General features: G+C 46.1%; 12 protein-coding genes. All 12 read right to left on the bottom strand.

Annotated features, from left to right (window positions below; genetic code table 11):
- Positions 1 to 3: 3 nt before the first annotated feature.
- Positions 4 to 1,080 (bottom strand): GDP-L-fucose synthase, encoded by a 1,077-nt coding sequence (locus P0M11_RS02235; protein WP_275624257.1) that lies wholly within the window; start codon positions 1,078 to 1,080, stop codon positions 4 to 6.
- Positions 1,077 to 2,147: a GDP-mannose 4,6-dehydratase gene (gmd, locus tag P0M11_RS02230; RefSeq protein ID WP_275624256.1), complete on the bottom strand. Its 1,071-nt coding sequence runs from the start codon at positions 2,145 to 2,147 to the stop codon at positions 1,077 to 1,079. The genes P0M11_RS02235 and gmd overlap by 4 nt, the downstream gene beginning before the upstream one ends.
- Positions 2,148 to 2,173: 26 nt before the next feature.
- Entirely contained in the window at positions 2,174 to 2,515 is a 342-nt protein-coding gene (locus P0M11_RS02225) for a phosphomannose isomerase type II C-terminal cupin domain (protein WP_275624255.1), read from the bottom strand.
- A 9-nt stretch (positions 2,516 to 2,524) separates the two neighbouring features.
- A complete protein-coding gene (locus tag P0M11_RS02220) occupies positions 2,525 to 4,888 on the bottom strand; it encodes a polysaccharide biosynthesis tyrosine autokinase (protein WP_275624254.1) in 2,364 nt (787 codons plus the stop codon).
- Positions 4,889 to 4,907: 19 nt separating this feature from the next.
- A complete protein-coding gene (locus P0M11_RS02215; RefSeq protein WP_275624253.1) occupies positions 4,908 to 5,696 on the bottom strand; it encodes a polysaccharide biosynthesis/export family protein in 789 nt (262 codons plus the stop codon).
- Between the two features lie 34 nt (positions 5,697 to 5,730).
- Positions 5,731 to 6,036, bottom strand: a complete 306-nt coding sequence (locus tag P0M11_RS02210; protein WP_275624252.1) for a hypothetical protein — start codon at positions 6,034 to 6,036, stop codon at positions 5,731 to 5,733.
- Positions 5,999 to 6,823, bottom strand: coding sequence for a Gfo/Idh/MocA family oxidoreductase (locus P0M11_RS02205; RefSeq protein WP_275624251.1), 825 nt, complete (start codon positions 6,821 to 6,823; stop codon positions 5,999 to 6,001). The genes P0M11_RS02210 and P0M11_RS02205 overlap by 38 nt, the downstream gene beginning before the upstream one ends.
- A gap of 1,556 nt (positions 6,824 to 8,379) precedes the next feature.
- On the bottom strand, positions 8,380 to 10,314 hold the full coding sequence (locus tag P0M11_RS02200; RefSeq protein ID WP_275624250.1) for a nucleoside-diphosphate sugar epimerase/dehydratase: 1,935 nt from the start codon (positions 10,312 to 10,314) through the stop codon (positions 8,380 to 8,382).
- A 65-nt stretch (positions 10,315 to 10,379) separates the two neighbouring features.
- Positions 10,380 to 11,522, bottom strand: a complete 1,143-nt coding sequence (locus P0M11_RS02195) for an aminotransferase class I/II-fold pyridoxal phosphate-dependent enzyme (RefSeq protein WP_275624388.1) — start codon at positions 11,520 to 11,522, stop codon at positions 10,380 to 10,382.
- 1,971 nt (positions 11,523 to 13,493) lie between these two features.
- Positions 13,494 to 13,715, bottom strand: coding sequence for a hypothetical protein (locus P0M11_RS02190; RefSeq protein WP_275624249.1), 222 nt, complete (start codon positions 13,713 to 13,715; stop codon positions 13,494 to 13,496).
- 3 nt (positions 13,716 to 13,718) lie between these two features.
- Entirely contained in the window at positions 13,719 to 17,318 is a 3,600-nt protein-coding gene (locus tag P0M11_RS02185) for a hypothetical protein (RefSeq protein ID WP_275624248.1), read from the bottom strand.
- Positions 17,319 to 17,366: 48 nt separating this feature from the next.
- Positions 17,367 to 17,585: a hypothetical protein gene (locus P0M11_RS02180; RefSeq protein ID WP_275624247.1), complete on the bottom strand. Its 219-nt coding sequence runs from the start codon at positions 17,583 to 17,585 to the stop codon at positions 17,367 to 17,369.
- Positions 17,586 to 17,629 lie beyond the last annotated feature (44 nt).

Genomic DNA, 17,629 nt, shown 5'->3' with positions numbered 1-17,629 from the left:
CAACTACTTTAGATTTTCCATGTACCAGCGGTACATTTTGGTAACGCCCTGTTCGACAGCTATGGTATGCTTCCACCCAAGGGAATGGATCTTACTCACGTCAATGAGTTTTCTCATGGTGCCGTCCGGCTTGCACGGATTAAAAATAATATTCCCATCGTAGCCCATTTCTCTTGCCACAAGCCCGGAGAGATCCCTTATGCTGATATCGGTGCCGGTACCTATATTCAGGTGCGTATTCCTGATCTCCGTTCCATGGGAATAAAGCTCTGCAAAATCCACGTTCTGCATTACAAACACACAGGCTTCAGCCATGTCCTCACTCCAAAGAAACTCACGCATCGGGTTGCCGGTACCCCAGAGTTCTAGGTGCGTTTCGTAAATACCGTATTCAGCCAGTACATCCTGAATACGGGTATCGCTGGACTGCCCATTCGTACCGAGTACAGGTCTGGTATTCAGGTCCCTGCGTATCATTTCCCAATCATCCCGTGCCAAAGACATTGCAAGGTGCATTTTTCTAATCATGGCCGGCAGGACATGACTTTTTTCCAGATCAAAATTATCATTCGGTCCGTATAGGTTGGTCGGCATCACCGAGATGAAATTGGTTCCATACTGCAGATTGAAGCTTTCGCACATTTTTATCCCGGCAATTTTGGCTATCGCGTACGGTTCATTGCTATACTCCAGCGTATTTGTTAACAACTGGTCCTCACTGATAGGTTGTTGGGCTTCCTTCGGATAAATGCACGTGCTCCCTAAAAAAAGGAGTTTCTTAACTCCAGATGTATAAGAATTGTAAATTACGTTTTGCTGTATTTGCAGATTTTTATAAATAAAATCTGCTCTGTAGGTATTATTTGCCATAATTCCGCCTACATGAGCTGCGGCAAGAAAAACATATTCGGGTTTTTCATCTTCAAAGAATAATCTGGTAGCTTCCGCATCCAGCAGGTCCAGTTCTTTAGATGTACGGCCGGTCAGGTTTGTAAATCCACTGTTCTGAAGATTATTCCATATCGCTGATCCTACAAGACCTCTGTGCCCGGCAACATATATTTTGCTGTCTTTTTTCATCTTACATGCCGGTTTTTCACAAATTCCATGTCATGCTTAACCATAATCTTCACAAGCTCATCAAATGAGGTCTGTGTAGGATTCCAACCCAGAAGAGTTTTTGCTTTGGTGGGATCCCCCAAAAGAAGTTCAACCTCGGCAGGTCGGAAATATTTGGGATCTACTTCCACCAGAATTCTGCCTGTTACGGCATCAATTGCTTTCTCATCCGCACCGTAACCTCTCCATTCGATAGCGATTCCCGCGACTTCAAAAGCCTTTGTAATAAATTCCCGAACTGTATGCATTTCGCCGGTTGCGATTACAAAATCTTCTGCTGTTTCATGCTGCAGCATTAACCACATACATTCCACATAATCTTTAGCATAACCCCAGTCTCGCTGCGAATCCAGATTACCCATGTAAAGTTTATCCTGCAGACCATGAACAATACGGGAAACGGCTAAAGTGACTTTACGGGTAACGAAGGTCTCTCCTCTTCTTTCACTTTCATGATTAAAGAGAATACCGTTAACTGCATACATACCATAAGACTCCCGATAGTTTTTTGTAATCCAGTATGCGTACTGTTTCGCAACACCATAAGGGCTGCGCGGATAAAAGGGCGTTGTTTCGCTCTGAGGAACTTCCTGTACCAGTCCAAAAAGCTCCGAAGTGGAGGCTTGGTAAATTTTTGTTTTTTTCTCCAATCCCAATATTCTTATTGCTTCCAGCAAACGCAATGTCCCTATTGCATCGGTCTCAGCAGTATATTCCGGGACATCAAAGCTAACTTTTACGTGACTTTGCGCTGCGAGATTATAAATTTCGTCTGGCTGCGTTAATTGTATAATCCTCATCAGGGAACTGGAATCAGTCATATCTCCATAGTGCAGATTTACTGACCTGGTTTTGTGCATATCTCTTACCCACTCCTCAAAATAGAGGTGCTCAATTCGGTCGGTATTAAAAGAAGATGAGCGACGGATAATTCCGTGGACCTCGTAGTTCTTTTCAATCAGAAACTCAGCCAGAAAAGAACCATCCTGGCCTGTGATTCCCGTAATAAGTGCTGTTTTTTTAGCCATAAAATAGCAATATTTTAACTTAAATGTTATGCTCTGTTATACTTGTCCTGAACTCTCACTATGTCATCCTCACCAAAGTAAGAGCCATATTGTACCTCAATAAAGATAACAGGTTTTTTATTTTTATTGGCAATGCGATGGTGTACACCTTGGGCGATATGCACAGTTTCCCCGGCACCATAATCCCTGATTTCATCATTCAATGTAACAGTACCAACTCCTGAAATAATAGTCCAAACCTCCGATCTCTTATGATGATATTGCAAAGAAAGTATTCCTCCTGGGTTTACAGAGATTCTTTTTACTTTGTGGGTGGGCGCATCCTCAAGAACCCAAAATTCACCCCAAGGCCTAATTTCGTATTCCATACTTAAATTTTAAAACCAATCTTTCATTTTCTCTAAATAGGTCTTTTCCTGCGCACTGTACCCATATCCATACTTATTGCCGTATCCAAAATAAGATTTCTCTACATCGTTCAGAACAAAAGCCACATTCTTGATTTTCTTGGCGTCTATCTGTTTATTGGCGAAGTCAATAAGTCCTTTCTCGGTGTATCCGGATCGCGTAACGTACAGCGTGGCGTCTGCCATTTCCGCAAAAAGGAAGGTATCAGTCACCAGCATCAGTGGTGCGGTATCAAGGATCACGTAATCGTAATAAGGTTTTACCTGCTCAATTAACAATTCATAACGCCCACTGGACAGAAGCTCTGGCGGGTTTGGCGGGATACTGCCCGAATAGATCACGTCGCAATACTCGTTGAAGCTGCTTTGATGGATAATGTCTTTCAGCTGGGTATCCTCATCATGCAGAAACTCAGTGAGACCTACCAGTCCCTTGCGCGCTGGATTGTAACGCTGAAGCTGTGGATTTCGGATATCCGAACCGATGATCAGAACCTTGTGCTTCGGTGTTGCCAAAGTGAGCGCCAGGTTAACGGATACGAAAGTTTTCCCTTCCCCTTTTACGGACGACGATACAAACACAACCTTACCTTTATCCTTCCTCGGAAGCATGAAGTTCATATTGGTAATGATAATCCGGAAAGCCTCCGCCATGGGCGAAAGGTCATTCTGACCCACCAGTTCACTCTGGCCTTTCTCCACCTGTGGCAGTTCACCCAGGATAGGCGCATGCGAAAGTTTCTCGAGATCGTGTTTGGACCGGATCTTATTGTTCAGCAACTCGCGTATATAGATGAATGCGAAGGGCAGCAGAACACCCAGCAGAAGTGCGACGGCCAGAAGCACTAATTTCTTCGGCGATACCGGTTTCTCAGACGGATAGGCTTTGTCTATGATTCTCGCCTTCGGAGCCGTAATGGCCAGTGAGATCGCTGCCTCTTCCCTTTTCTCCAATAACAGTAGATAAAGGTTTTCCTTGGTTTGCTGCCGCCTTTCAATGCTGCGGAAGAGTTTTTCCTGAGCTGGTATTTTACGGATCTTTGAGTCCAGAACATTCTGTTCTCCGGCAATCTGATCTCTTGTAGCCTGTAAGGCAGTCCTGTTTTTAATCAGGTTATCCATTACTGAAGACCGCAGCACCGCTAACTGACGGTTAAGGTCGGTAATAAGTGGGTTTTGGGGCGTGGCATTTTCCAGAAGGCTGTTGCGTTCCAGGATGAGCTGATTATAAGCCTGAATATTGGCTGATGCTGTAGGGTTGCTTAAACCTACACTGGAAGGGAGCGTTTGGTTGCTGCCCAGCCTGGACATATATGAGATAAGGTCGCTGGTGAGTTCTAACTGCGTTTCTGTTTCAAGCAACCTGGCCCGTGCGCTGGCAGAACTGCCTAATGTAAGTCCGGCCTCGGTGGGAATGTCAGTAATTTTGTTGGCTACCTTAAACTGCTCTTTCTGGCTTTCTACCTCACTGAGTTCATTGGCTATGATTCTGATCCGGTCATCTATAAAGTCCTTCGTTTTCTTGGATTCAGAATTTTTGTCATTTATCGCATCAGCATTATAGGATTCTACAAGCTTATTGATGATTTGCTTCCCTTTACCGATATGCGGATAATCCATAGACAGTTCCACTACCGTAGCGTCTTTATCTACCAGGTCTATCTGGGTCATTTTCTGGAAGTCATTAACGGTTTTCGCTGTAGAACGGTAATGGATTTGAAGTTCACCAATATCTTCCTTTCTGGAAGCGTCATAATCAGGATTTCGCAGCAGAATGAAATTTGCGTAAGGCAGGCTCACTGTTTTTCCGAAAGTAGTGGTGACAGGTTTTGGGAGATCCTCTGATTCCAGTACGATCCGGTCTCCGTTTATCTTTACGGTAAGTGGTGCCCATGAGGGATTTCCGGTATTCTTTTCACTGATGAGTTTCACAATCAGCGGTGCTGAATCGCCATACAGCTCCGTTGTAATAAGACCGTCCTTATTAACCAGTTTGGTTTGCAGACCCAGTTGAGTAACTACATCCTGCATCAGTTTTTTGGATTTCAGTACTTCAATCTCATTTTCAATACTGTTGGTACCCATAGATCCCATGCCGCTAAGGTCCGAAAGCATAGCCATGTCTGCGGAAGGCGCCTTCTTACTGTCTTTAATCAATACGGTTGAGGTGATTCTGTAAACAGGCGTAGCGATCTTAATATAAAAAATGGCCAATGCCAGTAAAATTAAGACGGAAAGCACAAACCACCACCATTTGCGGAGGTACGGCTTTATTATTTCATTAATGTTTACCTCCTCAGAAGCATGCACTCCTGGATTTGATGTTTCGCTCATCTAATTCAGACTAATAAAGTTAATTCTTGAAAATGGTAATGAAGATACCTGCCAGGCCGATCAGCGTACCTGCAATGGCGATATAGGTGCCGGTGTTGGGATCCAGCCTTGCCACTTTTTCCTTGGTTGGATTTGCTGAAACATAGATCACATCACCCTGTTTGAGCTGGAAAAATGGCGAGTTGATGAAATTGGCATCCAGCAGATTAATTCTTTCCTCGGTAATAACACCGTTTACGTTTCGCACCATCAGTATATCATCGCGTTTACCGTAGATCGTTAGGTCTCCTGCCAGCCCCAGCGCATGGAGGAGTGTAGCTTGACCTTCAGGGATGGTATACTGGTTGGGACGCGTTACCTCGCCCAGCACCGTCACTTTAAAGTTAGCCAGTCTCACCGTTACAACGGGTTCTTTCACATACTTCGAAATAAGCTCATGCATCTCCGACTTCAATGCTTCAACCGTCTTGCCTGTGGTACTTATTTTTCCCAAAATCGGAAAATCAATATTTCCTTCGGAGTCTACCAGGTAGGTACGCTCTACATTGGGTGCAGCGTTTGGTGCGGTATTCTGTGCGGTATAGTATCCCTGGTTGAAGGGGCGAACGACTTCCATATTTTTGGCAGATACAAAAATAACCAGCTGGTCGCCTTTCTGTATGGTTGACGCAGCATTATCCAGTGCGGCCTGTGTTACGGTTTGCTTTACATTCTGCAGATAGTTCAGTTCGCTCTGCTTATCGGCTTTGCGTACCGTGCAGGACTGCAGGGCAGCAAGAAACAGCAATATACCAATGAGTCTCTTCATATTTTTACTTAAGCCACAAATATACGATATTGATTTATTTAATAACAGGTTTATCCTGTTGTGCATTAATAGAAGCCTGTAAGTCCAGAAGGTGGTCTCTGGTGTAAGGCGCATTCCCGGCAGCCTCATAAATCCTCCCGATAAGATCGATCACCTTCAGACCGTCGTCGGGGTCCATGGCCGGCTGAGAATGCCCCCCGAGCACCTCCACAATATTTTCAAAAATAAAATGATGGTTTAAGGCCGAACCCTTGTAGGAACCGTAGTCATTCTCGGGACCGGTAGGCGCAAGTTCCGGCATATCATAATCCTTTATATGGCACACCTCCACTTTGTCCATATACTGCCCCCCCAATTTTTACCGATCCGTTTTCGGCAATCACGGTGAGCGAACTTTCCAGATTCCGGTTCCACACCGAAGTAGAGAAGTTCAGGCATCCAACGGCACCGTTTTCAAATTTAAACCGTATCATGCCGCTGTCTTCGAATTCGGTAAGATGACTGTGGTTAAAGTCCGCGAGCCAGGAATCAATATAATTCACATCACCGAACAGCCAGTACATGATATCAATGAAATGGGAGAACTGCGTGAACAGCGTACCGCCGTCAAGATTTTTGGTGCCGCGCCACGATCCGGGCGTGTAATACCTGTCATCCCTGTTCCAGTAGCAGTTAAGCTGAATCATAAAAAGTTGGCCCAGTTTGCCGCTGGAAATCATTTCCTTTAGCCAAACCGCAGGCGGTGAATAGCGGTTCTGCATTACTAAAAAAAGCCTTCTGTCCCTTTCTTTAGCCACCTTAATAAGTTGGGCGGCTTCATCCCGGTTCAGGGTTACCGGTTTCTCTACCACCACGTGGCGTCCGGATTCGAGAATCTGCAGTGCCTGCTTAAAATGCAGACCGTTGGGCGTAGCCAAGGTAATAACGTCTGGATCAACAGGTGAACTGAGCAACTGGTCCAGCGACGAAAAAAAAGGTACTCCATAAGGCGTAAGCCCAAGCTCTCCTTCCGGCCTTACATCTGCCAGTGCCACCAGTTCACAGTCTTCGTTACGGCTGATCATCTCCGCATGTCTCTTGCCTATATGGCCGCATCCAACCACGGCAAACCTTATCTTCTCCGACATTTTATCCAATTATTCTTTCCCTGTCATCGGGGCTTTAAATATAAATAAAATTGTGGGATGCAACGCAATGTGTATCAGGAAATAGATCCCAGATTTAGCTTATTGCTGATAGCCAGGAGCCGGAAATTAAGGCAAAGGACAAGCATAAAGCGTAAAACTTATAGCCGGTAGTCCAGGTTGAGGGAAAGGTTGAGGTTAAGGCTAAGGTTGAGGTTGAGGCAGGGGTGGGTCATGTATAGCTTACAGTGTAAAGCTTACAGCATACAGCTTATTGCCAGGAGCCAAGACCAAGAACCCGGATGGCAGGCAGCCGGGATTTTGGATTAAATTCTGTGTCCTCTGAGAAAACTCTGTTCCCTCTGTGTTTAGAGTAGACATCAGATTTCAGATTTCAGACCTTTAGAAATGATATCAAAAGGTATCGCAGCCGAAATAATGCGCTTCTCTCTTTGTGCTCATTGTGAAAGACCTTTGTGAACTTTGTGGTTAGTTTAGAACTTAGAGCTGGGAGCCGGGAGCGGAGATTTTGGATTAAACTCTGTGTCCTCTGAGAAAACTCTGTTCCCTCTGTGGTTAGAGTAGATTTTAGCATTCCAAATCTCAGACCTTTAGAAATGATATCAAAAGTTAACGCAGCCGAATAATGCGTTTCTCTCTTTGTGCTCCTTGTGAAAGACCTTTGTGAACTTTGTGGTTAGTTGAGAGCTGAGAGCCGGGAGCGGAGATTTTGGATTAAACTCTGTGTCCTCTGAGAAAACTCTGTCCCTCTGTGGTTAGAGTAGATTTCAGAATTCCAAATCTCAGACCTTTAGAAATGATATCAAAAGTTAACGCAGCCGAATAATGCGCTTCTCTCTTTGTGCTTCTTGTGAAAGACCTTTGTGAACTTTGTGGTTAGTTTAGAACTTAGAGCGGGGAGCCGGGAGCGGAGATTTTGGATTAAACTCTGTGTCCTCTGAGAAAACTCTGTTCCCTCTGTGGTTAGAGTAGATTTCAGAATTCCAAATCTCAGACCTTTAGAAATGATATCAAAAGTTAACGCAGCCGAATAATGCGCTTTTCTCTTTGTGCTTCTTGTGAAAGACCTTTGTGAACTTTGTGGTTAGTTTAGAACTTAGAGCGGGGAGCCGGGAGCGGAGATTTTGGATTAAACTCTGTGTCCTCTGAGAAAACTCTGTTCCCTCTGTGGTTAGAGTAGATTTCAGAATTCCAAATCTCAGACCTTTAGAAATGATATCAAAAGTTAACGCAGCTGAATAGTGCGCTTTTCTCTTTGTGCTTCTTGTGAAAGACCTTTGTGAACTTTGTGGTTAGTTGAGAGCTGAGAGCTGAATGCAGAGAGCCAAGAGCTAAGGCAAAAGAAAAAAGTAAAAAGTTTCCGGGAGCTTAGATATCAGATATCAGACTGTTTTGATGAAAGAAAAAAAACGAAAGAGCCAGGATTTAGGTCAAGATTAAGGATGATTAAAAGCCACGGCAAAGGCAAGCATAAAGCATAAAGCCTATAGCTTAAAGCTTATTGCTTATAGCTAACAGCTTATTGCCTGCAGCCATATCTAGTCCAGTGCCTCGTATACAGAATTATTACTGATGAATTCCGGCACAATATCCTTCAGATTCCGCACCACATCAACCTTATCCCGCCGCAATGCCGCCTTAATCACCAGATTGGTCAGACTGTCAATCTGATTAAAGGGCAAACACGGATCTTTGGAGATTAGTATTTTCTCATGATGGGTTGCCAATGTCTTCGTTCCGTCTGTTAGCAGTTCCTCATAGAGTTTCTCTCCAGGCCTCAGTCCGGTAAATACAATTTTGATATCCAGGTCCGGTTCAAAACCCGAAAGTTTGATCATTCTCGTCGCCAGATCCAGGATCTTCACCGGCTCACCCATGTCAAAAACAAAGATTTCACCGCCTTTCCCCATGGTGCCCGCTTCCAGTACAAGCTCACAGGCCTCCGGAATGGTCATGAAATACCGTACGATATCGGGATGGGTAATGGTGATTGGACCTCCTTTTTCAATCTGCTTCTTAAAATGGGGAATCACGGACCCGTTGGAACCCAATACATTTCCAAAGCGCGTCGTAATGAACTTCGTTGTATTGTTTCCCACCTCCTGCAGGGCCTGAACATACAGTTCCGCCGTCCTCTTGGACGCTCCCATTACATTGGTGGGATTTACAGCCTTATCGGTAGAGATCATCACAAACCGGTTTACGCCGTAACGGCTGGAAAGAAAGGCCAGGTTTTTGGAACCAAGCACATTCACAAGAATGGATTCATGCGGATTTTCCTCAATAAGAGGCACATGCTTGTAGGCAGCCGCATGATAGACCATGGAAAAACTGTATTTCTGGAACAGGGGCTCAATACGGTGACGGTTGGAGATATCAGCCAGTACAAATTTAAAGTTGACCTTCGGGAAACTGGCGCGAAGCTCCAGCTCAATTTCATAAAGCGGTGTTTCAGCCTGGTCCAGTACCACGATCTGAGCGGGCTCGTACTGTGCAACCTGTCTTACGATCTCACTGCCGATGGAGCCGGCGCCCCCCGTCACCAGGATGGTTTTCCCGAAATGGCGGCTTTTTATTTCGTCATTCTGTATTTTGATGGTCTTTCTGTTCAGCAGGTCTTCAATCTGAAGCGACTTGATGGAGGCATCAGGATCGTTGTTACGTAGCTGCTGAACCGTGGGTGCTTTGTATACCTGCAGGTCTTTTTCCAGAAAAAAGGCAACCCACTGATTAAGTTCCTCTTTACTCATCATCTCCTTCACCACCAGAATACCGTCCAGCATCAGGTCTTCTTTGGTGCTGTGCTCAATCTTGTCTTTGCTGTATATGGGTTTTCCCAGCAGGCTGGCCCTGGCCGAATCATTTCGCTGTGTCAGGAAGCCCGCGATATGGTAAGGAAGGTTGGGGTTGTCCAGTACTGCCCTGGCCACAGCCACGGCCTGTTCATCTATCCCGAGTACCCAAATCCTCGTACGCTGCGCGCTTCGGCGGTATTCCCTGGCAAAATAAAAAAACTCTTTAACAGTCAGCCTGAAGATGAAAAGGAAAATGAAGGACATCGCAAAAAAGAGTGCCGAGAAGGGAATGGACATATAGATTAGACGCTCACCCGTCACCGCAAAAAACAGGAAACTGCCGGCACCCACCGTAAATGTCGTACAGAAAGTAGCCATAAACAGCTTAAACAGGTCAATAAATGTGGAATGGCGTATGATTCCCGTAAAAGTCCGGAACATCATCATATAGAACAGGCTGATTCCCAAAACCAGCACATACATATAATCCCTGCCGTAAAAAACCGATTCTACACTATAGGTCAGTTTTTCAATCAGATAGCAGGAAAAAAAGATAGCGGCGGCCACCAGGCTCAGGTCCAGGACCAGTACCACCCAACGTGGCAGGTAGCGGATGTCCGTAATGTTCAGAGCGCTTTCTTCGCTGTAAATCTTGTTTTTAAAATTCTTGAATTTCATAGGTGGAGGCTCAGGCAACTGGGTGGAATCTTCTCAAAAGTGGGAACACGATGCGTAGCGGCATACTAAACTGCTTGCTTCATCACAGACTGAACCGCCTCAGCAATTCTCGCATGTTCCGCTTCACCCAGATTAGAACCCGACGGCATACAGAGTCCGTCCGCAAACAAAGCTTCCGAAACACCGCTGCCTATGAAATCAGCTCCTTTAAAAACCGGCTGCATATGCATCGGCTTCCATAATGGTCTCGACTCTATCCCCATATGCAGCAGCTTATGTCTCAGGGTTTCACGGCTGAATCCCGCCTTGTCTGGGTCAATAAGGATGGCCGATAGCCAGTGATTGGAAAAATAGTCTTCATTGGGCTCCGTCAGCACTTCAATTCCTTCCGCCTCACCGAAGAGGTCTGCGTAAAAAGCATGGTTCCGTCTTCTCGCCGCCACACGCTCATCCAGTACTTCCATCTGCCCCCTGCCTATACCGGCCGAAATATTACTGAGTCGGTAATTATAACCGATTTGGGTATGTTCGTAGTGGGCCGCCGCATCCCGGGCCTGGGTGCTCAGGAAAATAGACTTCTTTTTTAGTGCCGGATCTTTGGTCACCAGGGCGCCGCCGCCGGAGGTAGTGATAATTTTATTTCCGTTGAAACTCAGGATCGCCATCTTTCCGAAGGTTCCGCATTTTAGTCCTTTATACGTGCTGCCCAGGGCCTCAGCCGCATCCTCAAGTAACGGTACACCGTATTCTTCGCACACCGCCGTCAGCTCATCCATCTTTGCCGGCATGCCGTACAGATGTACAACAATCACCGCCTTTGGCAGACTCCCATGGGACGCTCGCTTTGCTAAAGCCTCACCTAAAGCCTCGGGACACATATTCCAGGTCTCCTCTTCACTGTCAATGAAAACAGGCGTCGCCCCCACATACCGGATCGGATTCGCTGAAGCGGCAAATGTCATAGACTGGCAGAATACTTCGTCACCTGTGCCAATATTCAGCATAACCAGCGCCAGATGTAGCGCTGCGGTGCCGGAACTCATCGCAGTTACCGAACTTTCATTCCCCAGATACTTTTCCAGATCTTCTTCAAAGCCATTCACATTCGGCCCCAGCGGGGCCACCCAGTTCTCCTTAAAAGCCTGCTGGATGTACTTAAGTTCGTTTCCGCCCATATGGGGCGACGAGAGCAATATCTTTGGATTCATCATTCGTATGTTTTTTTTGGTTTCCGAAACAGATAGGGGTTGCACTTCACCAACCACCGGCGAAAATCGCACCAACTGCATCCCCATCGGCCGCTTACGGGCGGGCATCCGCTTCCTTTACCTCCCCCAATCTATGCGCACGCAAATTTAACGATTTTTACTTAATTAATTAGACAAAAAAAATGAGTCTTTAAAGGCTGTTAGCTTATTGCATTTGGCTTTAAAATCCTCCTCTTTTTATCTCGTCCAGGACACCAACTCTACCGCCTACCTCATACAGCTCAGCCTCAACCTCGACCTCGAACATGGCTATTGGCTGTTGGCTGTTGGCGACTGGCAATTCGCATTTGGGTATAAGCTAGAGGCTATATGCTGTAAGCTTAAGCCTTAAACACTAAACCTCAACCTTAACCTCAACCTCAACCTCAACCTTAACCTCAACCTTAACCTTTACCTCTCCCTCAAACCGACCTAGGAGATTTTTGCGTTAAGAAAAACCCTGAATTTCTTCGTTCACACCCGTGTAAATGATAACCATCGAAAAATTTACATTGTTCGAAGCGCGACACGAATCGTATATCATCCACCTAAACACGTTTTCGCGCAATCCGCGATAGCGGATCGCCGATTCTCCTAAAAATAAAAATACTTCAGAGGCAATTTTGTAAATTTTCTAAAAAGAAATTTAGGGTTTTTTAGCAAAAAGCGACGAAGGAGCTTCGCCGATACCATAAAAAACAATATACGGAAATTGGCAAAGATCCAGTCTTGACCTTTTTGGTTACTTTTTGTGTCAAGACAAAAAGTAACATATGAAAATCCTATTTCAAATTCCTTAACCTCAACATCACCCTTAACCTCAACCTCGACCTTGGCTATTGACTATTGGCTGTTGGCTGTTGGCGACTGGCAATTCGCATTTGGCTATAAACTAGAGGCTATATGCTGTAAGCTTAAGCCTTAAGCACTAAACCTCACCCTTAACCTCAACCTTAACCTTAACCTACTCCTGGCTCTTTCCTCTTTTCCTCAAAAAAGTCTACTATCTGATATCTAACCTCCCGGAAACTTTTTACTTTTTTCTTTTGCCTTAGCTCTTGGCTCTCTGCATTCAGCTCTCAGCTCTCAGCTAACCACAAGGCACACGAGGACTTTACAATGTATACAAAGAAAAAGCCGCAAAAAATCTCCGCGGTCGTGTCATCCCGCAGGGATCTCTTCCGCCTATAGCGGAGGGCTTTTTCCTTGGTTCTCGATTGTTGCCTCCTAAAAAGTCACATCTCACATCTCACATATGACATTTAGCTTTCATCCAACCGCTCTGTCATCCCGTCGAAGACGGGACCTCTTCCGACACCATTGGAAGCACCTCAACCTCAACCTCGACCATGGCTATTGGCTGGTGGCTGGTGGCGACTGGCAATTCGCATTTGGCTATAAGCTAGAGGCTATATGCTGTAAGCTTAAGCCTTAAACACTAAACCTCAACCTTAACCTTTACCTCTCCCTCAAACCGACCAGGAGATTTTTGCGTTAAGAAAAACCCTGAATTTCTTCGTTCACACCCGTATAAATGATAACCATCGAAAAATTTACATTGTTCGAAGCGCGACACGAATCGTATATCATCCACCTAAATACGTTTTCGCGCAAGTTTGTAAATTTTCTAAAAAGAAATTTACGGTTTTTTAGCAAAAAGCGACGAAGGAGCTTCGCCGATACCATAAAAAACAATATACGGAAATTGGCAAAGATCCAGTCTTGACCTTTTTGGTTACTTTTTGTGTCAAGACAAAAAGTAACATATGAAAATCCTATTTCAAATTCCTTAACCTCAACATCACCCTCAAACCCACCAAAAAAGGGCATTCCGAAAAATGCCCTGAGAAACAATTATAATACAGTAATTTCCTTACCTACCAACAAAAGGGGGTTGCGGGTAGGACAGCAAATTAAGGTTCCCTGTGCCTCTTAGGCAGTTATTCTTAGTTTTGCGGTTCTGTGGGTTTCCACATGGGTTCCGGCACTCACAAAGCCGTTCAGGTCCAGTCTGCCGTTAGGCCCCTGCTTTACACCTCTGCTTTCAAGATATTGTCTGCCGCTACCGGCTTCTCCTGTATTTTCAAAAAGGATGTTCAGTTCTCTTTCCAGCCCGGCTCTGGTATCACGTCTTCTGTCTTTATTATTCATCATAACTTAATCATTAATTATTTCGTAAACTGATTCAATATTCTTCTTTGTTATCCTGTGGGCAACTGCGTTGTTAAGCGCATGTTTTACAAAATGCTCATAATTCCCCGTCATCCACTGTTCCCTGTTAAAACTTCTGCGTACGTACCAGTCCGACATTTTCACCATATTTTGGGTAAGCGGAAAACAGTACTCTGCCATCAGGCTGCGGATCTTATCAGAAAACTCCTGATCCAGAAACTGACCGGACTGCAGGTCGTCCAGGACATCCTGAAGCGATGCCAGCGCCAGATTGGGTACATACGGCAGGCTGTTGGCAGACACATCATCACGCAGACCTTGGGATACAGCGGCATACAGTTCAGGATAGCCTGCCTTCTCCAGTTCTGTCCCCGCATCAAGCAGGTTTTTACGGATGCTTACGTGCTGTATCAGCGCTGCCGCAGCGATCGCTGAAGGTTGCAGTTGGCTTCCAATTGCAGAAGAATTTCTTCTGCATACCTGGTAAAGCACCGCACTGCACAGTTCCGAAGCATACTCCGGTTGGTCTCCTGTACACTGCAACAGCAGTTCATTTGCAACCTCCGGAACAAGTGATGCCAGCGTCACTAAAGTTTCTTCCGCTCTTATACTTACCGAATTGTCCGGATGATTCAGGTGCCAGATCAGCAGTTGTACCGCAAGCTGGTTGGCGGTGAAACCGGCATTTGCGTCATTCAGCCATCTGTATTTATTAACGGATCTCGTATCCGGACAGACAAGATAGGCGAAATGCCTGCTGATGATATCCAGTAAATCACCGGCTGGTAATGTGGAGGCCTCAACATCCAGCAGTTGGGCCAGAGCCGTACCAAGTTTTTTGGTACTGAACCCATAATTTTCCGAAGGATGCAGTACATGTTTGATCCAGCTGGAACTTAGCTTTTCGCCTGCCTGCGCAATTCCGTTACCGGAACCGTTAAGCCTGTTCATTTCATATAGATTCCCGCACTCGGCTTCCGTTTCTGACTCAGCACATACGGGGTCAAGTTCATTCAGCAACCGTTCAAATCTGATACAGCTGGATGGGGTAAGTTCCATTGCCAGGACCCCTGCAATCAGGCGTCGTGTTTTCAAACTTAACTGCCGCGTGATCAGTTGCGTCCAGTCAGCGGCAAAGAGATCCGCATGTACTTTGCTGCGTACTTCCGCTTCATTCATGATCTGCGCCATCCTTTTACCGTACTGTTTTGCCGACTTGGCTGAAGTATCCGAAGGAGCAAACAGACTGCACAGTCCCAGTTTCAGTACGGGATCACAATTCAGATGAATCAGGATTTCCGGTAATGTCTCGCTTTCACGCAGGTTAGCTGCACCCAGATGGTATCCTGCCCCACGTGTGGGAGCATCAAATATGGACTTCTCAGCATTCATCAGTACTGTTTCAGGTGCCGGCAGAACTTCAAAACGGTAGTAAGATAGAGCCTTCTCTGCCTCACCGGTTGCCGTAAGGACACCCGCAAATTCTTCCTTAATGTTCTTCACAGCATTTGGGTAGGACATTTCACCGGAAGCATAATCGAGCAGGGACGCAAACTTTTGCAGTGTGTGACCCGGCGCACTGCCAAAATGAATGAGTGCATCATTGATCAGGCAGAACTGAGATTCGTCGCGCCAGAAAGGACCCATCGAACTTTCCAGCATTTGCTGCCAGCAAACGGCAGCTTTAGTTTTTTCATTGTAAGTTCCAAAGCATACGGCCAGGTGCAGCAGCTCTTCACAGCGCTCCCAACGGTTCATCACCCCGGAAATTACATGTTCCTGCCATGTTTCTGCAAGTTTCAGCACATATTTAATGCTGAATTCACTGTCGGCCAGGGTTTCAGCAGTTACACGGATAACTTTTCTGAATCCTTCACTGTAAAGTCCCAGTTGCCCACGGCTGCCTGCAAGCATTGATTTGAGCAGATATTCGAGTTCCCGAGGTAAAGCGTCGCTCGTCAGCGCAACAAGTGTTTGATAAAGTTCCGGGAATACCTGCTCCGGTAACAGATAGCTTCTTTGCCACTGACTCCTGGACTCCAGACTGAATTTCATCGACTTTATCAGGAGCTGCAGCCTGTGCTGCAGACGTGCCGGTACTGTTGTACCCGATGCTTTATGGCGAAGCACCATTCCATGGAGGAAATACAGCTCCTCAATCAAATTCTGAAGGTCAGTTTCCCAGGTTTTCTGAAACCATTTTTTGGCACTGATCTCGGGAAAGTCCTCATTACTTAGATACCCACGGCAGGTAGCTGCAAGACGCATCTGCTCAAAGGCTTGAAGATCAGGGTCTACACGGTTGGAGGCCCAGAGAGATACAGGAGAGTCTGCCCCTAGGTACTTGGTCATCAGTACCGTAAGCACTTCAGCTCCCGGTTGATTGGCCAAAAATAGCTTAATAATGGCCTTAGTCTCTGTAGCGGTTTCAGGAAGTCCGTGAACTCTGAGCATCGCCTCCAGATTGGCAGCCATGCTGCGCAGTAGTCTGCGTACAGGCAGGCGCGACTTAAGTACCTCACCGAATAGGCGGTCAAATTCCAGCGCGGATTCCGCGTAAGCCACAATCCTGTCAGGATCTTCTTCGCAGTCCAGTAAGTCCTCCAGCTGCTCCCCAGTACTCAACAGTTCATTGTAAGTAAGCAGAACAGGGTTGTTCCACGCTGCACAGTGATCCCAGATCAGCCTTACCGTATCTTCCTTGCTCCATTCCATATCAGGATAGTTACATGGGTCCGGTGCAAACACGGGTGCAGACCAGGGGGTTTTGGCTTCCATCGCCGCGTAATATAGCGCCGACCTTAAACTGTCGTCGAGTTCACTGCGGTACTGTTTGTCTATGCAGGTACGGAGTTGTGCCGCTTCCGCCCAGGCTTCATACGCATAAAATTGTCCCAGGTATACAAATGCCCTGTCTGCGCAGATTTTTAAACCGTCATCATGGGTGATATACTGCAGGACTTCCCCAAATTGCTTCTGTGCAATTAAACTGTCTGCAATTTCTTCCCTGAATTCAGTAAACGCGGTACGGTAACGTACATTTAGTCTTTTTAGCAGTAATGCAAGTCTAAGTGATTCTGCCGGGAGCTGCATCTCCACAGCCAGTTCTGCTGCACGCTTAACATCTTCCAGCACCCATTCCGGTTTTACATGTACCCGCGCGGCTTTGTCTGCCCAGTGCTGCGTACAGTCCAGTACCGCATTCAGCGGATAGGCCGACTGTGCGTCGTGATACAGCGTATTGGCTACAGAATAAGGATGGTCCGGATACTGGCGGCAAAACTGCAGCAGCAGGTCATTGCCCTGCTCCATATAAGCGCCATGCCGTTTCAGAAGAAACCCTTTCAGCGTATCATGTCCTATTTCCAGCATCTCCAGTGAGCGGTAAAGATGGCGGATGGCCGACATGGCATAAGCCCTGTCCTCACGCACCTCCAGCGGGAGCATATCCAGAAGGTCATTGGGCGGGATCGGGCCCCGGGCCTGCGAAAGAAGTACGGAAATCCACAGTCTTGTGTGGTCTTCCAGCAACTCTTCGCCTACGCAGGGATCATAATTCCGGAGTTTTTGGTTATTAAATTTCATCGCTCAGTTTTCAGGGGGATTGATGGGACTTACAGAAAGATAACGGGATTATTTTCTTGGTGGGATAAGAGGCTCGTTATCATCGATAACCGAATTCTGGGGAGCTGATGCCGAATCTCTTGCCATAGACCCTGTAGAGTCACCACCGTCCAGGAATACATTACCGGTTGGGTTCGTTTCTTCAAACATTTCTTCGGCCTGATCGTTACGGCAGGAAGATAATACCAATAGACTTACACACGCTGAGATTGCAATTAATTTTTTCATTTCAATTATTTTTTGTCAAATGTATAGCACATTTCCATTAATTA

The sequence above is a fragment of the Kaistella sp. PBT33-4 genome (assembly GCF_029194425.1).
Taxonomy (GTDB): Bacteria; Bacteroidota; Bacteroidia; order Flavobacteriales; family Weeksellaceae; genus Marnyiella.
This window is presented reverse-complemented; position numbering and strand designations above follow the sequence as displayed.